Genomic DNA, 21,805 nt, shown 5'->3' with positions numbered 1-21,805 from the left:
AACAAATCTTACAGGTCTAGTTGATGGTCATTACACGGTTTATGTGTATTCTGTAAATCACGCAGGTAATACTAGTTCAACACAGAGTTTGAACTTTTCAATCTCTGAAAGACCATCTGTGAATATATCTACTCCTTCAACAGGTATGTTTGTAACAAATCATATCATAAATGGTATAACTGTAAGTGGAACTTCCTATGATAATACAGGTGTTTCAAGTGTTTATATATCTACTAACATAAATGGTCCTTATGTGTTGGCAAGTGGAACTAGTAGTTGGTCTAGGACTTTCTACAACCTACCCGAAAGAACGAATTTCATATACTTTTACGCTGTGGATTTGAGTAATAATTATAGTCATACGAACTCAAATTATTTTATAGTTGATACTACTTATCTGGGTAGTGGTCAATACAACATAATAGGAGGACTGATAAAGGAAGTTTATGTGAAAAGTGGTGGTGGATATTTGACTATTGATATTGTGTCAAGCAATTTAGCAAACAGTAGTGGTAATCATTTCTTTGTGTTATTTGATATTACAAATCTTACAGGTGGTCATCAACCTTCTTCAACGAGTGATTGGCTTACTGGATGGGGTGATTTACACTTTACCAATGCTGCTGGAATAAATGCAGACCTAGTTGTATGGGGATGGGTTGATAATGTTGCAGGTTTGAATGGCCGAAGTGCAAAAAAGATATGGAATAATGGTGCAAACACACAAGATGTTATGACAACTATAACCTATTACCGTGAGTATGATGTAGTTTATACCTTCATAATACCTTATAGTTCAATAGGAACAGGTGCTAGTTCAGGACATGTTCTGAATGTTTATTGTTTCTACGGGAAGGCTGGGGGAAGTCCTGGTGCAAATGGCATGAAAACTATGTTTCCTTCAGGAGTGTCTGTAACAAATAACAACTATATAGTCAGAATAACCAACAAATCTGTGAATTATATCCTACATTGAAAGTTTGTTGTTTCTACTGCCTTATTTGGTATTATAAGGTAATGGGGTTTTGTGAGTCGTAATTTATCTTTACCATCTGATTTTACAATAGGTTAATTAGTATATCTCTATTGTTAGCAAAATTATCCAAGCAAGGTTTGGTTACAGTCTGATGTTATATCTTCTCTATTATCTCTTCCATTTCTACTATCATCTTTGAGAACTGTTTTTCCTTGTCTTTCTCTTCTTCAACTATCTCAAAGGGTGCTTTCTCAAGGAAATCCTTGTTTGAGAGTTTTGATTGAATGCCTTTGAGTATCCCTTTGAGCCTCTCTATCTCCTTTATGATCCTCTGTTTCTCTTTTTGAGTATCAATGAGTCCGGATACTGGAATAAGGACTGATACATATCTTCCTACAGCCCCAGCCTCACCAAAGTTCTTGGTAATCTTACCAACCTCAAGTATCTGTCTAGTTTTAGAGAGCCTTCTAATTATATCAATAAACACTTCATCTGATAGTATGTTTCTAACAGTGTTTTCGTACTCATCAAGGTTTATATTCACTCTGATGTCAACTTCTTCAGATGGTTTTATGTTTAGAATACCTCTTACCTGCCTAATGTTATACACGATCTCTTTTAGTATCTCAAAGGTCTCTTCTGCTTGCTTATTCTCAAGTTTTTCGTTAGGGGTCGGGTATGAAGAGATGATGAGGTATTCGTTATCTTTATATAGTGAAGGTATTTCTTTGTAGATTCTCTCGGTTATAAACGGCATAATAGGGTGTAGTAGTTTTAGGAACCCTGTTAGAATACCTAATAGTGTTGAGATGGTAATATCTCTTCTTTCGGTTGAGAGTTTTACTTTGGAGATTTCTATATACCAATCGCAGAAGTTATCCCAGAAGAACTCGTGTAGTATTGATGCAACATCACTCAATCTATACTCTTCAAATGCCTTATGAACCTTCTTCACTGTTGTGTTATAGAGTGATATGATCCATCTATCAACTATATCAATGTCAGCATTTATAAGTTCATCAAGTGTATAGAGTTTTTTAATCTGGTTTTTTAGGTTTTCGTAATTTGACAGGATGAATTTAGATGCATTCCAGATCTTGTTTGCAAACTTTGAACCAATCTTGAACTTTTCCATTGAGAGTCTCAAGTTTTGACCTGTTGGTGCGAGGAAGACTGAGGTATATCTGAGGGAGTCTGCTCCATATTCTTTGACAACATCAAGAGGGTCAATGCCATTACCGAGAGACTTACTCATCTTTCTTCCTTTCTCATCCAAAACTGCTCCGTGTAGGTAAATATCCGTGAAAGGTTTCTCTCCTAGAAATGAGTATCCAGCCATTATCATTCTTGCAACCCAGAAAAAGAGTATGTCTGCACCTGTCACCAAAACGTCGGTAGGATAGTATCTTTTGAGTTCTTCAGTCTTGTTGGGCCATCCAAGAGTAGAAAACGGCCAAAGCCAAGAAGAAAACCATGTATCCAAAACATCAGGGTCTCTCTTTAAGTTTGGGCTACCTGTTATCTTATCTCTCACTGCTATTGTGTATTTGTCTTCTACCTTCCTTAAAAATCCTCTACCTTTTCCATCTTCCAAGTTCATGTCAAAGTATTCTTTCAACTTTTTAGCGTCGTCAAGTATGTCAATACCTTTGCTGTCTTTTAAGTGTTCTTTGTGTATCTCCAAATACACTTCCTTTGTGCTTCTTTTGTGTTCCTTATTTGCATCAACGATTGAAGGAGACTTTAGGACTTCAAAGACTTCTTCTGGTGTAAATGTTTCACCAATTCTAGATGATACCCATAGGTCAAAGAGAATGTAGAATATGATAGGATACTCTCCCTTGTCCTTGAAGTCATCGTATTCAAAGATGTTGATATTGCCTTCCTCTGAATACCAAACGGGTATTCTATGTCCCCACCATATTTGTCTGGAGATACACCAATCTTTGACATTGTAAAGCCAGTTTAGATAAACCTTTTTCCATCTCTCTGGGTAGAACCTTATCTCTCCGTTTTCGGCTGCCTTTATCGCTGGTTCTGCAAGAGGTTTCATTCTCACAAACCATTGTTTTGAGACTTTCGGTTCAATTACAGTGTTACATCTATAGCAATGACCTACAGAGTGTTTGTATGGTTCAATCTTTTCAAGTAGTCCAAGCTCCTCTAAATCCTTGACAATCATTTTTCTTGCTTCAAATCTGTCAAGTCCTTGGTATTTTGGGGGAACATTTTGGTTTAGTGTAGCGTCGTCGTTAAAGATATCTACGAGAGGGAGTTTATATTTTCTACCTATCTCAAAGTCGTTTGGGTCGTGTGCTGGGGTTATCTTTAGACATCCTGTTCCGAATTCCATATCAACATACTCATCTGGTATTATAGGTATTTCTCTGTTTGCTAGAGGTAGGATAACCGTTTTGCCTATGATATCTTTGTATCTTGGGTCATTTGGATTGACTGCTACTGCGGTATCTCCTAACATAGTTTCTGGACGAGTTGTTGCTACAACAACATACTTTGACCTATCTTCGGAGAGTGGGTATCGTAGATGCCATAGGTTGCTTGATTTCTCTTCGTATTCAACTTCGTCATCTGCTAGTGCTGTTCCACATCTTGGACACCAGTTTATTATGTATTCACCTCTATATATGAGTCCTCTCTTGTAAAGGGAGACAAAAGAAGTGAGCACTGCCCTTGATAGCCCCTCGTCCATCGTGAATCTCTCATACCTCCAGTCGCAAGAAGAACCAATTCTCTTAAGTTGCTTTATAATAGTAGAGCCGTGTTCCTCCTTCCACTTCCAAACCTCTTTCACAAACTCGTCTCTACCTATCTCAAACCTAGTCTTGCCAAGTTTAGCAAGTTTCTTTTCCACCATATTCTGTGTCGCTATCCCTGCGTGATCAGTTCCCGGAACCCACAGAGCATCAAAGTTCATCATCCTCTTGTATCTTATAAGCACATCCTGAATAGTGTTATTGAGACCGTGTCCCATGTGTAAAACACTCGTTACATTCGGGGGCGGTATTGATATGACATATTTATCACCAGTTCCTCTTGAGTTATACAAACCGTTTTCTAGATATTCTTTCAGTATATCCTCTTCAAAACTTTGTGGATTATAAGTGTCCTCAAGCATACCAAACTCCCTAAAAGTGTTAAAACATTATAAAAGTGTCAGGTCTAACTTTATAAGTTAGTGTAGCATCTAGCAATAAGGTTTATACATTCAGGTGATCTACGGAATTTCCAATAACTTGCCTTTAGGTTCCACTAAAGTATTATTTGGTAGATTTTACTATACCTCATCCTCCTAGAGAATTGTGAGAAAGTATATACTCAATTTCTACAGGCGAAAAAGAAACTTCTCGTAATTGTAATCTGTTGAATTTCAATACTATTAAACGCAAACTCTATACAGTAAGTGGTTGTAATAGTTTTTGATTCTGCTAACTTCTGATGCGAGATAAAACGATAGGTCAAAGTCGTAGGTTTTTGAAAGTGTTGAGAAGAATGTAAGTGTGAAGAACTTTGTATGCCAAGTATCAGGAACTTTGAAAGGAGAGAAAACTACAACTTTGCTTCCTCTCTTTAGAAGTTCCTCAACCAGTTCCTCTATACCTTCAAAGTAGCAGTTGTTGAGAAATACAAACTTAGGAGTTTTTTCTAAAAATCTAACAGTTTCCAGATTGAGTTTGATATCTCCTAGATCAATACCACTCTCTTCTGCGTGTGATGAGATGAAGAGGAAGTCATTATCTTTACACAGGCTGATAAATTCCTGAATTCTAACTTTATCTTTTATTATCTGGGTCTCTATTGAGTTTTTGATAGTAGAGTAAATTTCATCAGTTTCCTTTGAAGAGTATCTAAACCTTTCGTCCCAAGAGTTGGAAATTAGTAGAACTCTTCGTATGTATCCTTTTTTTAGGTCAAAGTCAGTTGTCTCAAGATTGTTTGTGTTCATGATGGTCTTAACAAACATTCCAAGATTTTGGAAGGGTATCTCAAAAGGAATTCTAGGTTCTACTTTGTTTTCAAAGTATAGGACTTTAAACTTACTTAATACATTTAACATCTTTCTAGGTAGTAAGGTCTTTACAAAACTTATGAGTTCATTTTTGTTGTAGTTGTTGATGAGGTTTACTTTAAAAATTTCAGAAGTAGCACTAGATGATCCATTGAAACCAAATTTTTTTAATTCACCGTCATAGAATATTGTTCCTTCAAATTTCAGATTTTCGTTATTCTTTGAAACATTGAGGTAGATGAAGGTTGATTTGTATTTCCCTTTGAAGGATAGAAGGTTGTATATGAATTTTTTGTCTGTTCTAAACTCAACAGGTATTATCCTCTCATCTAAAGAGACCGGGCTGAATAAATTACTAACCTTGTTGTTTCTCTTTAGGAATAGTCCGTAATAGTTTCCGTTTTCGTATATCGCGAAGGGTTCGGATATAGAATATGTTTCAACCTCATCTCTTTTTAGGATATACATAGACGAATTTTATAAAAAGAGGTGCTTTTTTGTCATTTCTTTTTGAGTTATGGCTTTTTTCACTGTATAACTTTTTGGAGTTTATTGATAGGATACTTAAAAGGTCTTTAATTTAAAGAAAATAAACTCTGATCTCAAGACAACTTGAAAATATTCAAATTTCTTGATAAGAATTAGTATTGCTTATTAAATGGATATTCATGCAATAGAGAGACTGTTAAATTCAAATAAGGATATACTAATCCAGACGAATGACTTAAACGAGTTGCTGAAGGTAGTGAAGAGAAAATTAGATTATCCTTATGTTCTTAAACAAAATCTTTATCCACTCAGTCCATTTTCAAACTTTCTGATTGAGAATTTTGATGAAGCGATATTTGAGGAAATAAAGGTTAGTTATAGTCAGGATATATCTGACTATTTTTTGCGTTTGATAAATAACCAGTATTGTGATGTTCTAGATTTCTTTGATGAGTATTTTGACCTTAACGAATTCTTCGTCAAGAGAAATGAACTTTACACGCTTTTGAGTGATTACTTCATAAGGCTAGCAAACAAAATTAATATTAACCCTATAGTAGTTTGTGTTGAAGAATCATGTCTTTTCAAGGCAACAAAGAGCATATTGAAGCGTATATTTAAATCAAAAAATAGACCTAGATTAATAATTGTTGAGAAAATGTTCGTTGGTAATCAAGTTGAGGATTATTCTAGCAAGATTGAAAAGCATACAATACTGTTTGGCTCAAATAACTTAAAACAGACTAAAAATGTTAAGTTTAACAGAAAGTTATTCACAAAATACTACAGATGGATGTGTTGGGAGGTATGTGAAGAAATATCCAACAGGATGATAAAAAACTATCCTGATTTAGTGAAAGATGAAAACTTAATACTCAGAGTATCCTTATCTTTGGTAGGTAGTAATAAATTAGATGAGGCAATTGATTATCTAGTTGATTTTATTGAAACAGTTAAGGATAAGAGAAATTTCTTGAAGATGTCAAGGTTGAATAGAATGCTTGCTTATCTTTATGCTGTCTCACAGTCTAGGTGGGAACTTGCTAGCAACATTGCGAAGAAGGCTTATGAACTTGCTGTAATGTCGGGAGACACAAGAGAAATAATATTAGCCAAATCTCTTCTGTTCTTTTTGGGATTGTTGATTGGTGATGAACTCGTAGAATTGTTTTACTACCTGAAGGATAATGAAGAAAGTTTCAAGAAACTATACCACTATATGTCCAATTTTTACTACTTGTATATATCTATAAGAGATAAGGTTGGGATAAGTGAAGTTTTGGAGATATCTAAATCATCTGAGAAGTATCTTTTGGATGTGAGAGATAATTATAAGTTGTTGATGCATCACCATTTTGTAGCAAATGTTCTTGTTGAACTTGGAGACTTTGATGGTGCTATAAGACATGACCTTGAAGCAATTAGGTTGGGTAATAAGGTTGATGCTCCTAATATATCGCATATATACAATAGTTTATGTCATATATACTACACAACAGGTAGGTTTGATAAGGCTTTAGACTTTGGTGTTTTGGCGTTAAAGGAAAGTATCAGAGAAAATGACATAAAAGAAATATGTATGACATTAGTTAATCTAGCGTATATCTATATGATAAACAACAACTACAGTCTTGCGAATGAAATCCTAGAACTGCTTATGATAATAATGTCTAGTGCGAATATTCAGAAACTTCCTATACATTCCAATGTCAAACTTTGGGTTATGGATATGTATATAAAGAGGGGTATGGGTGAATCATCTGTGTTTTATGGTAGAATTCTATCTGTAAAAGATGAAGAGATGAAATTTTTGTCTAATGAAGACCTAGCATTCTACTACTGGGGATTATCAATGGTTACTGTTGATGTTAAAAGTAAGATTGAGTATCTTAAGAAATCATTGGATTTTATATCTAGAAATGAGTTTAAGTATGTAGAAGTTAAAATACTTAAGGATCTTATCGGAGTGCTTCAAAGCAATGGAATGCTTGAGGAAGCAAAAGATCTTGAAAATAAGTTTTTGAAGATAAGAGAGAATAATGAACTTTATGGAAAACTTCTCAGAACCGACTCCAAGGTTTTTAAATTGAAGCGTTTAAAGTTTCCTAAAGAGGTATTGGTAGAACGTGCAAGACACCATTACCAACTTGTGAAACTACAAAGCCACAAGAATGAGCTTAAATTTCTAAACAAAATTCAGGAGGTATTGATAAAAGAAAACAATGAAGAAAAGCTTTTAACTAGGATTACCAATATAATAAGAAACTCATTTCTTGTTGAAAAGGTAATATTGGTTGATGTTGATAAATCAAAGATAATATCTACTCATGAATTGTCTTCTTATGAAGAATCTCTTATAAACAAGATACGAACAGATGGCTCGTTAGCAAAGGATATTCTGCCTTACGAGAATAAGTGTATTATACCATTGTTATTTACTGATGGAAGTGTCAAAGCGTACCTTATACTTGTCAGTAGTGATCAGGGTCATTTTCTAGATGAAGAACAGATTTCTATACTGAGGATTTGTGCTTTGTTGGTATCAAGTAAATTAGAGATATTTAAGAATATTGAGAATATAGAGAGGCTTGCGAAGATTGACTCTCTAACGGGTGTGGGGAATAGGGTTGAAATAGACAATATTTTGATAAATGAACTAGAGAGATGTAGGAGAGTAGCTAATTACTGTTTCAGTATTGCTATTATTGATCTAGACAATTTTAAGTATTATAACGATACCTTTGGACATATAGTTGGTGATATGATAATAAGAGAATTTGCTAAGAGGTTGAAAAGTTATGTTAGGAAGATAGATTTTGTTGGTAGGTTTGGAGGAGATGAGTTTATAGTTATAATGCCACATACTAACAGGGAGCAGGCACTGAACGCTGTCAAGAGATGGTTTAAGTTGTTTGAGACTCCATTCTACAATGTAGTGATACAGACAGATAAATCTCAAGCAGTTGTTTCTTGTGATAAGTCATTATCAATGTCTGTTGGTGTTAGCGATATAATAGAAGCGAATTATGATATAGAGAGAATGTTTGTTTTAGCGGATCAGAGGATGTATATCTCCAAGAGGTCTTCTAACAAAATTAACTAGACTGAAATTAAAGGTTTTTGTTGGGAATATTTATAATTTGGACTTGTATGTCTGATGACAAAGATGTCCTTTTTGAAGCACCTAAGGTTTCAACTCCGATGATACGCCAGTATCAGGCGATAAAGGCAAAACATAAAGACAAACTCCTACTTTTTAGACTTGGGGACTTTTATGAACTTTTTGGGGATGATGCTTACGAGGCTTCAAGGGTTTTGAGTCTAGTGCTTACATCAAGGAATGAACTACCGATGTGTGGATTTCCAGCACACGCTTCCAGTAATTATATTTACAAACTTGTGAGGTATGGATACAAAGTTGCGATATGCGAACAACTTGAAGACCCTACTCTAGCAAAAGGTATAGTAAGAAGAGGAGTAGTCCAGATAATAACACCCGGCACTATTACGGATGAAGAAGCACTTGAGAGTAAATCAAACAACTTCCTTATCACGATCCACTCAATTGGTAATAGTCTCTTTGCGGCACTCGGAGATGTATCAACAGGAGAGATACTGATTGAAAGAGTAGCACTTTCAAAGAACATAGAAAAACTTTCAAGCGAAGAAGAGATATATTCATTGAAGAAAGAATTGAAGGAATTATTTACCAAGTACAAGCCATCGGAACTACTCATATCAAACACTTTACTTTCTAACCAACTGATACACTCACTGGTCTTGGAGTTTAAAAATTTAACGATAACATCCTATCCTGATTGGTTTTTCAATCAGGAGGAATGTGTAAGAATATTTGATAAGCACTCCAGAGGTGTTAGTCTTGATAGAGCGATAGGTAATGATGAAAAGTCGGTTATGGGGGCGTTGTTGAGATACTTTGAAGAGACGCAGATGTCTAGTGAGGTTGGAATATCAAGCATATCTTTCATTGATAACCGTAAGTATATGGAGATGGATGAATTTACAATAAGGAATCTTGAGATAGTTTCAAACTTACTTGATGGTAGCAAAAAATACACTCTCCTTGAAGTTATGGATAAGACAGTAACACCGATGGGTGGTAGATTACTACGCAAGATGTTGCTAAATCCTTCAATTGACCTAAATGTAATAAGGAATAATCTAGATAAAACAGAATTCTTCTTCAAGAACTATACACGGCTTGGTGAGATAAGAAAGATGCTATCGGAGATTGTTGATATTGAGAGAATAAGTAATAAGATACTATTCAGGAGAGCAACTCCTAAAGACCTTGTGAATCTGAAGAGTTCTTTAAGATCCTTTAATAGTTTGATTGATGAACTGAAAGATTATATGAGCACTTTCGCTATAGAGATACCGAAGAACTATATGGAGATTTATAACATCATAAACTCCGCTATTCTTGATGAGCCTAGTAATGTAGTTGGTGAGGGGAATGTTATAAGGGATGGTGTCAGCCAAGAACTGGATGAGATGAGGGAGATAAGTAGAAATACGAAGGAATACATTGAGAAGATACAGGAGAGGGAAAGGTTAAGGACTGGTATTCAGTCTCTTAAAGTTGGATACAACAAGGTAATGGGTTTTTACATTGAGGTGTCAAAGCCTAATCTACATCTTGTGCCAAAGGATTACGAGAGGAAGCAAACACTTGTGAGTGCTGAGCGATTTACAACTAATGAACTGAAAGAACTTGAGTATAAAGTTTTGAATGCTTCAGAAAGGATAGAAATGCTTGAGAAAGAAATATTTCAACATATCTTGGGTGAGGTGTCAAAGTATTATACTGAACTTAAGAGAGTATCAAATGTAGTTAGTGACATTGATGTGTTTTCTAGTCTTGGTTTGTTAGCAGTTGAGAATGATTACTGTAAGCCAGAGTTTGTTAATACTGATGAATTTGTTGTGAAAATGGGTAGGCATCCAGTTGTTGAAGCATATCTTCCGAAAGGTGAGTTTATTCCAAACGACACTTATCTGAACAACACAGACAGTAGAATAATAATACTAACAGGTCCTAATATGGCAGGTAAATCAACTTACCTTCGTCAGAACGCACTGATCGCGATAATGGCTCACATAGGTTCTTTTGTTCCTGCTAGGGAGTGTAGGTTAGGAGTGATTGATAAGATTTTCACAAGGATTGGTGCGAGTGATTTTCTTGCTCTCGGACAAAGCACATTCCTTGTTGAGATGATAGAAGTAGCGAATATTCTCAAAAACGCAACTCCTAGAAGTCTGATTGTTATGGATGAGGTTGGTAGGGGAACTTCTACATATGATGGTGTTTCTATTGCTTGGGCTGTGATTGATTACATTGCGAACAACCCACAAAAGTATGGCAAAACACTCTTCGCAACGCACTACCACGAACTTACTAAACTAGGTGATGACGAAAAAAGGGGAATAAAAAATTACACTATGGCTGTGAGAGAATATAAAGACGAGGTTGTGTTTCTAAAGAAAGTTGTTAAGGGGGTTGCTAGCAAAAGTTATGGTATCTTCGTAGCAAAGATAGCGGGTATATCAGATGAGATTATAAACAAAGCAAATGAGATACTATCATACCTTGAGAACACACAAAGGTTAGTCAAAGAGAAAGTTTCAAAAGAGATAGGTAGTAGTATTCAACCACCTCTGTTTATGTTTGATATTCCAGAAAACCTTAAGCAAGTGTCTGAATACTTAAAGCGAGTAGATATATTCTCAATTACACCTATTGAAGCACTAAAGATACTTGAAGAACTTAAGTCAAAAATTGGCAATTAAATATTCAGATTACTAGACAGGATTCTGGGTTTTCTGCTTTAACAACTCCTTTTGGTCTTGGGTGCTTGTTGGTCTCAAAATTTTGTTTCATACCAGTTTCCAGATGCTCGTAAGAAAAGTGTTTATTCTCCTAGAGTGTGGGGGAAAGAGGAGACAATTGATTTGGTTGTAGGTTTTGAACTTTATTGAGGCTTTGTATTTGGAGTAAAGAATTGTTTGAACTACTTGAACTGGAGATGTTGTGTTTTGAATTCAGTGAGTATCAGTGTTCAGAATTATATCGTGCTTTTGTATGTAAAACTGGTTTTTGTTATTCTTGCAATCACAATCTCAACGGGATGTAGTGCTAATGAAGATAACTTGACGGTTAGAATTCTATTTGCTGGTGATTTGATGCTTGATAGGGGAGTGAAGAGAAGTGTGTATAAGAATTTTGGTGGTAGGTATGAGATGCTATTTGTTGAACTCACCAACTATTTTTACAGTTTTGATACTCTGGTTGTGAACCTTGAAGGACCTATATCGGCAAGAGGTAATCAGATACCTAAAAAGTATAGTTTTAGGTTTGAAACGAATGTAGTTGAGGCTCTTAAGTTTGCTAATATAAGGGTTGTCAATCTGGCGAATAACCATATATACGACTGGGGGTATGAGGCTTTTTTGGATACTCTTTCTATACTCTCTTCAAATAACATAGGTTTCTTTGGGCTCTCTGACTTATCCAATACTTCAGTTCTTTATATCTTTGTCAAGACTAACGAATATTCAATAGTTAAAGTAGGTTTTCTAGGCTTTTCGGAGTTTTTCCCAGGGCTTGAAGCGAGCAAGAAAAGACCGGTAAGTATAGCAATAGCAAAGGATAAGTATATTAGGAAGGTAGTGCCTTCAGCGAAGAGTAATGTTGATTTTCTTGTTGTTAGTTTTCACTGGGGTGAGGAGTATAAAAAGACGAATAATAGGTTTCAGGAGGTTTTAGGTAAGTTATGTATAGATTTAGGTGCGGATATAGTTATAGGGCATCATCCACATGTTATACAGAACTACGAAGTTTATAGAGATAAATATATTTTCTATTCGCTTGGAAACTTTGTGTTTGACCAAAGGTTTTCAGAAGAGACTATGAAGGTTGGTTTGGTTGAGCTTGAGATAATAAAATCAGGGACGAATATATTAGCGAAGGTAGGTATCACAAACTTCTATCAAGACATTAAGACACTTCAGTTAAGGTCTGAAAGGTAGGGATTTGAAAGGTTGGTGTTGTTTCAAAAAGAATTAAAACGTGGATTACGAGAAACTGATGGAAGCGATAAAATTTTTTGGTCTCAAGGATAGGGTATCAATAAGGTCTCTTAAGAGGATCTACAGAAGTATGTCAAAAGATACTCACCCTGATGTTGGTGGTAGTGAGGATAGTATGAAGAAGTTAAATGAATATTACAAAACTTTGCTTGAATACCTTGAAAGATATGAGATACCGATAGACGAAGATGCTATAATAAGATCCTCACCTTCTGCTTTTGTCTACTTTCAATATCATAGGAAAAATGAAAAGGATGGAAGAGTAGGGTTTTGAGTATGTTTTACCGTGAGTTGTGTGATTTTGCGATTGAAACTGTTCTCAAGGCAGGAGCAATAGTAAAGGAAGGTTATTACAAGATACAGGAGCAGGGGATTGAGTATGTGTTGAAGGGGTATGCAGACCCTGTTACAGAGTATGATAAGAAATCAGAAGAACTGATAATAAATAGTATCCTTAAGAGGTATCCTAAATCAGGTATAATTGCTGAAGAGAGTGGTGGTTTATCTTCAGATAGTAGTTTGAGATGGATAATTGATCCTCTTGATGGGACTGTTAATTTTATACATTCCATACCTTTTATAGCGTTATCAATAGGAGTTGAGGTTGATGGTAAGGTTGTTGCTGGAGTAATCTACAATCCTATACTTGATGAACTTTACTATGCTAGTCTTGGTGGAGGTAGTTTCTTGAACAACAGAAGGATATATGTTTCTAAAAATGGTAGTCCTCAATACTCATTGACTGTGACGGGCTTTCCGTATCGCAGGGAGGGTAGGATTGAAGATCTTTTGAAGCCGTTAAGGGTTATACTCAAGGAACATCAGGGTTTCAGGAGGCTTGGGTCTGCGTGTATGGATCTTGCTTACGTGGCGAGGGGTAGTTTTGAGGTCTTCTACGAGGAGAGTTTGAAACCTTGGGACACTGCCGCTGGTAAGATAATAGTTGAGGAGGCAGGTGGAAAAGTTACAGACTACTACAATAACGAATACACAATATCTTCAACCACAATACTAGCTACAAATAACCTTATGCACGACTATATGTTGTCAATCCTTAAAGATGTTGTTGCACCTTGATTAGCAATTAGTTAGTATGGTAATTAGGGATACTGTTTTAGAAATAAAGAAACTGTTGATACACAATTACTAAAAGCAAATACCCCAGTACATTATAAACCTTATCTTTCTTGATTTGGAGAAATTTGAAACATTTTCTGTCAGGTCTAACTTCCGAATAGTATCTCGTCAATACCTTTTACGAAGGATTCTGTTGAGAATTTTTTCTTGACAAGCGATTTTATGTTTTCAAATATTTCGTCTCGTTGCTTGGTGAGGAAGTTGAATATTTTGTTCCATTCTGACACTATCTCATCAACGGAGTTGTAGAGTATTCCTGTTTTTTCCTGTATTACCATCTCTCGCATACCTGTTCTGTTTGCAGATATTACTGGAACTCCGACGGAATAACTCTCCAGTATTACAGTAGGTAAAGGGTCTACTTTGCTCGTTATCACTAGTGCAAGAGACTTTTTTATCTCTTCAATTACAGAATGTCTTGGTATATTATGCTTTATTTCAATATAATCTTTGTCTTTGACAGCATCTTGTATTATCCTTGAGTATTCTTCTTCGTAGTATTTATAAACCATAACTCCTTTTATCTTTACTCCGTTTTGAACTAGATTTTGGATTATCTCCACAAACTCAAGAGGATTTTTTCTTCCTTCAAGGCTTCCTATCCAAACTAGTTTATTTTCGTAGTCTCCCTGTCTATGAATATTTGAAGTTTCAATACCATTATAAATAACTACTACTTTATCCTTTAGTTTTTCTCCTAAGGATTTTTTGACCTCATTTGAAGCTGCGATTACAGTGTTTATTCTTTTCTGAATTATCTTCCTTATATAGTTTGATGTGAAACTATTATCTAGTATATCTAGAATGTGTAATACTACTTTCTTTTTACCCTTTATGAATGGCATATATAAGCAGTCATAAGTATTCTTTCCGAGTATAACATCCACTTTCTTTAACATTGATAGTATTTGAACAGTTATTCTACCTATCATTACTAGGACTATCTTGGTTAGCAGTAGAAGAACCTTTAAGAAAGATTTGGATTTTTTGACACCTAGTTGTGACAGAAAAGGTGACATGAAGATGTTTTTGGGGTTTAATCCTGAATTGACTAGAAACTCTTTTGTTTTACTGTCTGGACATATTGCCAGAAACTCAGTATTTGTATATTTTGTGTTTCTCAAATAGTTTTGTAGAACGTATTCCGCTCCACTTATAGTGTTACCAGAGAAGACTATTAGGCATTTCATCGTTTCTGACGAAAATTTTTTATATTTTATAAACTCTTTTTCTAGTTCAATTGTTTCTTAGAATTGTCTTGAGTATTATCTGGAAAGTAGATTGTGGATTTTTGATAGGATAGATCTATGTTTTTTAAAATTAAGGACTTGATATAATTATGTCGTTGATAAAGAAGAACTACATATACAATCTTTTGATGAACTTTTCTAGTTTGCTTATCCCTCTAGTAACATTCCCTTATGTAACTAGGGTGCTTGGACCTGAAAGTATTGGTAAAGTGAATTTTGCTAACTCTATAGTGGAATTCTTCACATTGTTTTTCCACTTTGGTATCTATCCTTATGGTGTTAGAGAATTATCAAAAGTAAGAGATAATCAAGTGCTTTTCAACAAAAGATTTTCGGAACTGGTTATAATTAACACTTTCTTAGTATTTTCTTTACTAATCTTGTTTGTAATAACAGTGGAACTTTTTGACAAGTTTAAGTCTGAGAGATTACTTTTTTATGTCGTAGGATTGAACATAATTATATTCACATTAGGTTTTGATTGGCTCTTTATATCTCGTGAGAATTATTCTTATGTTTCCATCAGGATGATAATAACTAGATTGATAGGTGTAGTTCTTCTTCTACTTCTCGTTACAAAAGAGCAGGATTACATTCTATATGCGTTTCTGGGCCTCTTTATAGGTGGTCTGGTATCATACCTTATAAATCCTTTCTTCTATCGTAGATATGCGAGTCTATATCTATCAGATATAGATCTACTACAGCATATCAAGCCTCTAGTTCTAACTTTGATAGTGAGCTTTTTGACTAGAGCTTATCTGAATTTGGATGTGACTACTTTAGGTTTCTTGTCTAACTATGAAAGTGTTGGATTTTATGTTGTAGGATTGAAAATAGTATTGTTATTTCAGAGTCTTGTTTTGTCCTTTTCTAGTGTTATTGCTCCTAGAATAGCTTACTATTCTGAATCAATGAATAAAGAGGAGATTAGAAACTTTGTTAGAAAGTCAATAGAGTTTGCTTGGTTTCTATCGGCCCCGATACTCTTTGGCATACTTATTCTGTCACGAGAGGTTGTAGTCGTTGTATCTGGGATGGATTTTATATCTTCTGTTCCTGTATTGATTATCATTTCAGGTATTTTCATTACGACTCCTATCTTATCTGTATTAAGTCAGTATCTATATTACACTGGAGGTGAAAAGAAATATATAAAGTTTGTGGTAACACCTACCATAATAATTTCTTTAATCTTGTATGCTATATTAATACCTTCTTACAACTACATAGGTGCTGCTATAGCTAGAATAATTTCTGAAATAGTTCATTTTTGGTTATATGTTATTTCTACCAAAGAAGTCGGTTTAAAAAATATCTTTTCAGTAAGAAGTCTCAAATATCTGGGAATAGGACTAATTATGTTCGTAGTTTTGTTATTGTTTGGTAAATTAGTAATCATTGACTCTGCGTTAATAAAAATCATTACTTACACCACAATAGGAGGTGTGATATATTTTGGCGTAAACCTTATTACTAGAGACTATTTTGCGATGGAGGTTATTAAATTTGCTCATAGTTTGATATTTAGGAGGAGTTTATGAGAGTTTTGATTGTGCCTTCGGGTATTCCTGAGGATTATTCAGTCCAGATGGCTAATGCTATATCAAGGAAAGGGGTGGAAGTTGGAATTGTATTGAAAGAGTCTTCGTATAATGAGATTGAACCATTCTTAAGTCAGAATCTATCTGTCTTTAAGATACCGAGAGAACCTTTTGGTTTGCTTAGAACTATACATAGAATTATCAGATTTAAACCAGATATCGTTCATTTCAACGACGGTGTTGACAATGTTTCTATACTAATGCTTATAATTTTCTTGTTTTCAAAAGTTAGGATAGTTACTACTTTTCACGATGTTATAATACATCCTGGTGATGAGAACCTTAAGAAAATAGTAGTCAGGTACATATTAAGAAGGAAGTCAAGAAAAATATTCGTTCACGGTAAGGTGTTAAAAGAGGAGTTCGTTAGAAAATATAAGGTTAGTGACGATTTTGTAGTTTCAATAGTAATGGGTAATCATAACTCGTCTTTGTTTGAATACTATTCAAAAGACAGTGGTAATGTTGTTAAAGATAAGAATACTTTAAACATTCTGTTTTTTGGATGGATTGCTCCTAGGAAGGGGGTGGATATATTACTTGAAGCAGTATTGGAACTTGTGGAAGAAGGTTACAAAAATCTCAAGTTGATAGTTGCTGGTAAGGTTGGTTCAGGATTTGGTTACAATGAGTTGGTTGATAGGATAAACAAACTTTCGGGTGATGAGCGCCTTAAGGATATCGTTGAGATGAGGTTAAGGTATATTCCCTGGAATGAGGGAGGACAACTCTACAAGTGGGCTGATGTAGTAGTTTTGCCTTATACTGAAATTTCTCAAAGTGGTGTTGTAGGTATTGCTTATCACTTTTCAAAACCTGTTATAGCAACAAATTTAGGTGCTCTTCCTGAAATAGTTGAAGATAAGCGCACGGGCTTGCTCATAGATGGAAGCAGTGTACATTCCATTAAAGAAGGAATTAAGTCGTCAATAATTTTCTTATTAAACAACCCGCAAAAGATTGAGGAGTTTGGCAAGAATGCTAAAAACTTTGTGGAAACTGAAATGAATTGGGATAGAATTGTGAATACTATTATAAATTCTTACAGTGAATTGGACTGATAGGTTAAGTCTTTCAAAGTTATTTATTGAGTAGAGCTGTAAGTTGAAGGTATTCAAAAAGTTGCTGTATATCTCAATTATAAAATCTTTTGTATAGGCAATCAAGATTAGTTGTGGGAATACATCTCGGGAAAAACATCTACATCTCAAATATACACTACCGTCTGAAGAATTCGGGAGAGTTGAGAGATAGTATTAATAGTAAAATACTTGTATTACATACATTTTTCGAACACCTTCATACAAGATTGAGAATTATTCACACAGGTAAATAAAATTTGAAATATGAAAAGGAAGTTTGTCACTTTGATGGGGTTTACCGATTATGTTGATCTTGTAAAGCCACCGGGAATGATACCATTTAAGGTGTCTCAGAAACATGGTTACAAATCATATATCGTCCTATCATAGGATAGATGACAAACGATTTACAGATTATAGGAATGCTGTAAAGGGACTAAGAGTTATCAAACTCAAAGATCGCGGCAAGAAGTTTAGGATTGATATATCTCTTCTTAAGTTCTTAGTACGAAATGCCAAGAATATAGATATCCTCCACAGGTTTTTATACACTATTGAAACTATGTTCTACGTCATACTTTACAAGATACTTAACCCTAAGGGTATAGCCTATGTAACACTAGATAATGATCTCTCAACTCTTAAAGACTATCCATACTCGCTATTACCCAAATATCCAGAAAGAAAACTTAGAAAGATTCTCAGAAACTTTTTTGTTCACAAGATTCTAGAACCGATTTTCTTGAGACTTGTAGATTTACTTTCAATACAGGTCGTTGATGGCTTGGAAATTCTTAGAAATATATACAAAAAGCATAGAGATAAATTCTTTTACCTACCTTACGGTATTGACGATGAATTTGTAAAACTGGAAAACATACAAGTTAAGAGCTTTGATCAGAAAGAAAACATAATACTCACTGTTGGTAGAATAGGCTCAAGACAGAAGAACAATGAAATGCTGTTCAATGCTTTGGAAAAGGTAGATTTGAAGAATTGGACTGTTATGATTGTTGGACAAATTGTTAATCCTGAATTTGAAAAGTTTCTTGAAGAATTTTTTCTCAGAAATTCACATCTCAAAGAAAAAATTGTCTTTAAGGGACACATTAGCGATAGAAAATCAATTTACAATCTTTACAATATATCAAGGATATACGTTCTAACATCTTTGTTTGAAGGTTTAAATCTATCAACAATAGAAGCAGGTTATTTTGCTAACTATCTGATTATTACGGATGTAACTGGTGCTAAGGATATAACAAACAATGGTGAATTTGGTGATATAGTTGGCATAAACGATGTAGACGGACTAGCTAGGAAACTCCAGTTTGCTATAGACAATCCAGATTATGTCAGGGAAAAAGGAGAAGAAATAAGGCAACATGTGTTGAAGAACTTCTTGTGGGATAATATTGTGGATTTACTAGAGCAAGAAATAAGGAATGTTCTATCTAGAAGAAATAAATGAGGTTCATCTGGACATAATTAGTGTAGTTTAATGTTTTTAGGAATTTTGGCTATACATACTCTCTTGTATATAACTCTGCTTTTGTCATACTTCCGTGAATTAGTGCTGGAGGATTTATATGCACACATATAGTAGAATAACCTTTTTTGAGCAACAATCTACCTAGATGATCAACTATTCTGTCAGGAGGGAGTAACCTCAAGTATGGTGTTTCAAGAAGTAAGTCTAGGAATACTTTTGCTGTTTTTGAACTTATCATGTAGGAGCAAGTAGTGTTTGATACTATTCTGTCAAAGAATATCTTGTCACCATCTCTTTTTATGATCAACTTATCTATCTTTAATTTGTTGAGATCAACACCATTTGCTAAGTCTACATATAAGATTTTATCATCATTTTCTTTCTCAAGTTCCTTTGAAAACTCTATTATCTCCTTTATCTTATGGATACTATCTTCATCTATTATGGCATCGTCTTCAAATATTATTATGTAGTCATTATCTTCGGCTAGGATGGACCACAACCTTATGTGTTTATCAGATAACATAATCTCAAAGTTGGCAACTCTTGTGAGTTTAGAGAATCCGCCTTTTAGTAAATTAATCAGCCTTATCAGAGTGAAATTGAAGGATTTTATTGTGGGTAGTTTTATTTTTAGATATTTATGTAAAAACATTTGGCATTTCCACATAACGAATTCCCTATTCAGGTGCCATGTAATACTGCGATTGGAATTCACATCTGGTTGAAAAGACACAGGTAAGAATCTAACTTCATAGTGGTCTTTTAAGAAGTTAGCTAGCTCTAGAATTTTTGGTAAAGATAAGTTATTCCTTTTCTCATCATTGTTGTGAATAAAACCTATTCCTACTCTAGTTTTCATATCGTTGTTATAACTGTTTCAAGTGTAAGTTTTCAACTTTCGCATAATACTCTTTATTTTATGTTTGTTATCAAGAGAAATTTACTTTCTAGACTTAGTTCTAGCTATCTCGTTTTCAAAAACATCTAATGCTCGTTTTACGATGTCATCCATATCGTAATACTTATATTCAGCAAGTCTTCCAACTAGGAGCAGGTTTTTATACTTTTTGGCTATATCAAGGTATTTGTTATAAGCCTCTCTTGAAGGATCGTCAAAGAAAGGATAGTATTGGATGTCTTGTTTAGGATCGTATTCTTTAGGATACTCTTTGAGTATGACTGTTTTATTTACGCTTACTTTCGGTTTGTGGATGTGCTTGAATTCCGTTATTCTAGTGAAATCGTAATCATTAGGGTAATTTACAACGCTTACTTCCTGAAAGTATTCTTTATCAACAACCTCAAAATCAAGTTTTAGTGTTCTGTAGTTTAAGTAACCAAACTTATAGTTAAACAATTCATCAATAGCCCCTGTGTAGATTAAAACGCCTTTGAACTTCTTGCCGAATATTCTAATACCTTCATCACCAACGGATCCTATCTCTTTGAAGGATGTATTGAGCATTAGTTTTATATTTGGGGTTTTTAAGAGATTAGTGAAGATTTCGGTATATCCGTTAACTGGAACGAATTGATACTTATCACTGAAGTATCTATCGTCATAGCCAATAACGACTGGGACTCTAGCGGTTACGGTTTTATCTATCTCTTCAGGTTTTTTGCTCCATTGTTTAGCAGTATAGTTTTTGAAAACTTTCTCATATACAAAGTTAGCGAATTTCCTTATGTGTTCGTCTTCGCTATCAATAAGTTCTAGTATTGGGATTCTTTGATCTAATTCATATTTTTCTAATAGTTTCTTCTTTATAATCTCAGATAACTCTTTTGGGAAAAGAGTCTCAAGTGATGTGAAGTTAAAAGGTATGGGAACTTTTTTACCATCAATATAGCCTAGAACTCTGTGTTGATAAGTCTCAAACTTGGTGAAGTTCTCAAGGTATCTAACAACCTCATAGTATGGAGTGTGAAAAAGATGGGGACCATACTTGTGCAGTATTATTCCGTTTTCTTCCTTCTCATCGTAGCAGTTTCCTCCAATATGATGTCTTTTGTCAATAACTAATACCTTTTCGTTAAGAGTTTTTGCTATCCTTTCGGCAATTACACTACCGGCAAAACCAGCACCAACTATTACATATCTGAACATGAAATACTCCAAATGAAGTGTAATTATTATTTTGTATCTACATTAGAAGTTGCCACTTGATTGGTATCCGTGCAATAAATTCCAAAATTTGAGAGTTATTTGGGTGTAGTTAATACTTTTGGTGTCTATCAAGTGTTGCTCTAGCAAATAACTACAAGTCTGTTTTCATATGCGCATGATACTCCACCAGAAACTGAAATGGAAATAGGTTTTTTGGATATTTCAACATAGGAGTCTGGCGACACAACCTGAGGAAGAAGGAGATACCTTGTTAAGTAGATGGTGAGACCAGGTAGTAGAACACACTCACTCTCTCAAAAACATACCTTGCTTTCCGTGATAGAGGGAGTGTGTTGAGAGTATGAGGCATACTCTTGCGAAGTTGTAGGTATAGGAAGAAGGATAGGAGCAAATTCATGGCGATAATCTGGAGGATAGCGAAGTTGAATGCAGAGGTGGGGTTGTGCGACCTCAATCTCTTTGTATTCATTATCAGATTACTCTCTCTGAAACTTATCTCTATACCCC

The 21,805-nt window shown here is 34.7% G+C and carries 16 protein-coding genes; 10 read left to right on the top strand and 6 right to left on the bottom strand.

Annotated elements, in window-relative coordinates; all coding sequences use genetic code 11:
* Positions 1-976 (top strand): hypothetical protein (locus tag NZ579_07450; GenBank protein MCS7299770.1); only part of this gene is annotated, 976 nt, incomplete at its 5' end.
* A gap of 154 nt (positions 977-1,130) precedes the next feature.
* Here the strand turns inward: NZ579_07450 and NZ579_07445 are convergent.
* Both NZ579_07445 and NZ579_07440 read right to left on the bottom strand, forming a co-directional pair.
* A complete protein-coding gene (locus tag NZ579_07445) occupies positions 1,131-4,112 on the bottom strand; it encodes a valine--tRNA ligase (protein ID MCS7299769.1) in 2,982 nt (993 codons plus the stop codon).
* A gap of 261 nt (positions 4,113-4,373) precedes the next feature.
* Positions 4,374-5,471: a hypothetical protein gene (locus tag NZ579_07440; GenBank protein MCS7299768.1), complete on the bottom strand. Its 1,098-nt coding sequence runs from the start codon at positions 5,469-5,471 to the stop codon at positions 4,374-4,376.
* A 190-nt stretch (positions 5,472-5,661) separates the two neighbouring features.
* Here NZ579_07440 and NZ579_07435 point away from each other — a divergent pair, with 190 nt between their 5' ends.
* From NZ579_07435 to NZ579_07415, 5 genes are all read left to right on the top strand, one after another.
* Positions 5,662-8,595: a diguanylate cyclase gene (locus NZ579_07435; GenBank protein ID MCS7299767.1), complete on the top strand. Its 2,934-nt coding sequence runs from the start codon at positions 5,662-5,664 to the stop codon at positions 8,593-8,595.
* 47 nt (positions 8,596-8,642) lie between these two features.
* A complete protein-coding gene (gene mutS / locus NZ579_07430; GenBank protein MCS7299766.1) occupies positions 8,643-11,303 on the top strand; it encodes a DNA mismatch repair protein MutS in 2,661 nt (886 codons plus the stop codon).
* Positions 11,304-11,585: 282 nt separating this feature from the next.
* Complete coding sequence (locus NZ579_07425) at positions 11,586-12,542, top strand: CapA family protein (GenBank protein ID MCS7299765.1); 957 nt, start codon at positions 11,586-11,588, stop codon at positions 12,540-12,542.
* A gap of 40 nt (positions 12,543-12,582) precedes the next feature.
* On the top strand, positions 12,583-12,876 hold the full coding sequence (locus NZ579_07420) for a hypothetical protein (protein MCS7299764.1): 294 nt from the start codon (positions 12,583-12,585) through the stop codon (positions 12,874-12,876).
* A 2-nt stretch (positions 12,877-12,878) separates the two neighbouring features.
* Positions 12,879-13,679 carry an inositol monophosphatase gene (locus NZ579_07415; protein MCS7299763.1) on the top strand — a complete coding sequence of 267 codons (801 nt, stop codon included), beginning with the start codon at positions 12,879-12,881 and terminating at the stop codon, positions 13,677-13,679.
* A gap of 146 nt (positions 13,680-13,825) precedes the next feature.
* On the opposite strand, the gene NZ579_07410 is transcribed toward NZ579_07415, so the two are convergent.
* A complete protein-coding gene (locus NZ579_07410; protein ID MCS7299762.1) occupies positions 13,826-14,929 on the bottom strand; it encodes a glycosyltransferase family 4 protein in 1,104 nt (367 codons plus the stop codon).
* Between the two features lie 149 nt (positions 14,930-15,078).
* Here NZ579_07410 and NZ579_07405 point away from each other — a divergent pair, with 149 nt between their 5' ends.
* From NZ579_07405 to NZ579_07390, 4 genes are all read left to right on the top strand, one after another.
* The gene (locus NZ579_07405; protein ID MCS7299761.1) at positions 15,079-16,533 is read left to right on the top strand and encodes an oligosaccharide flippase family protein; all 1,455 of its coding nucleotides are present in this window, start codon (positions 15,079-15,081) and stop codon (positions 16,531-16,533) included.
* On the top strand, positions 16,530-17,654 hold the full coding sequence (locus NZ579_07400) for a glycosyltransferase family 4 protein (GenBank protein ID MCS7299760.1): 1,125 nt from the start codon (positions 16,530-16,532) through the stop codon (positions 17,652-17,654). The genes NZ579_07405 and NZ579_07400 overlap by 4 nt, the downstream gene beginning before the upstream one ends.
* Before the next feature lie 285 nt (positions 17,655-17,939).
* Positions 17,940-18,065: a hypothetical protein gene (locus NZ579_07395; protein ID MCS7299759.1), complete on the top strand. Its 126-nt coding sequence runs from the start codon at positions 17,940-17,942 to the stop codon at positions 18,063-18,065.
* Positions 18,034-19,146: a glycosyltransferase family 4 protein gene (locus NZ579_07390; protein MCS7299758.1), complete on the top strand. Its 1,113-nt coding sequence runs from the start codon at positions 18,034-18,036 to the stop codon at positions 19,144-19,146. Before NZ579_07395 ends, NZ579_07390 begins: the two co-directional genes overlap by 32 nt.
* A 49-nt stretch (positions 19,147-19,195) precedes the next feature.
* Here the strand turns inward: NZ579_07390 and NZ579_07385 are convergent, their stop codons facing one another.
* The 3 genes from NZ579_07385 to NZ579_07375 form a co-directional block, all read right to left on the bottom strand.
* The gene (locus NZ579_07385) at positions 19,196-20,029 is read right to left on the bottom strand and encodes a glycosyltransferase family 25 protein (GenBank protein ID MCS7299757.1); all 834 of its coding nucleotides are present in this window, start codon (positions 20,027-20,029) and stop codon (positions 19,196-19,198) included.
* 81 nt (positions 20,030-20,110) lie between these two features.
* On the bottom strand, positions 20,111-21,277 hold the full coding sequence (gene glf / locus NZ579_07380; protein MCS7299756.1) for a UDP-galactopyranose mutase: 1,167 nt from the start codon (positions 21,275-21,277) through the stop codon (positions 20,111-20,113).
* Positions 21,278-21,548: 271 nt separating this feature from the next.
* A partial coding sequence (locus tag NZ579_07375) for a hypothetical protein (GenBank protein MCS7299755.1) occupies positions 21,549-21,805 on the bottom strand: 257 nt, incomplete at its 5' end.

This window comes from Spirochaetota bacterium, assembly GCA_025061835.1.
In the GTDB taxonomy this organism is placed as follows: Bacteria; Spirochaetota; Brevinematia; order DTOW01; family DTOW01; genus SKYB106.
This window is presented reverse-complemented; position numbering and strand designations above follow the sequence as displayed.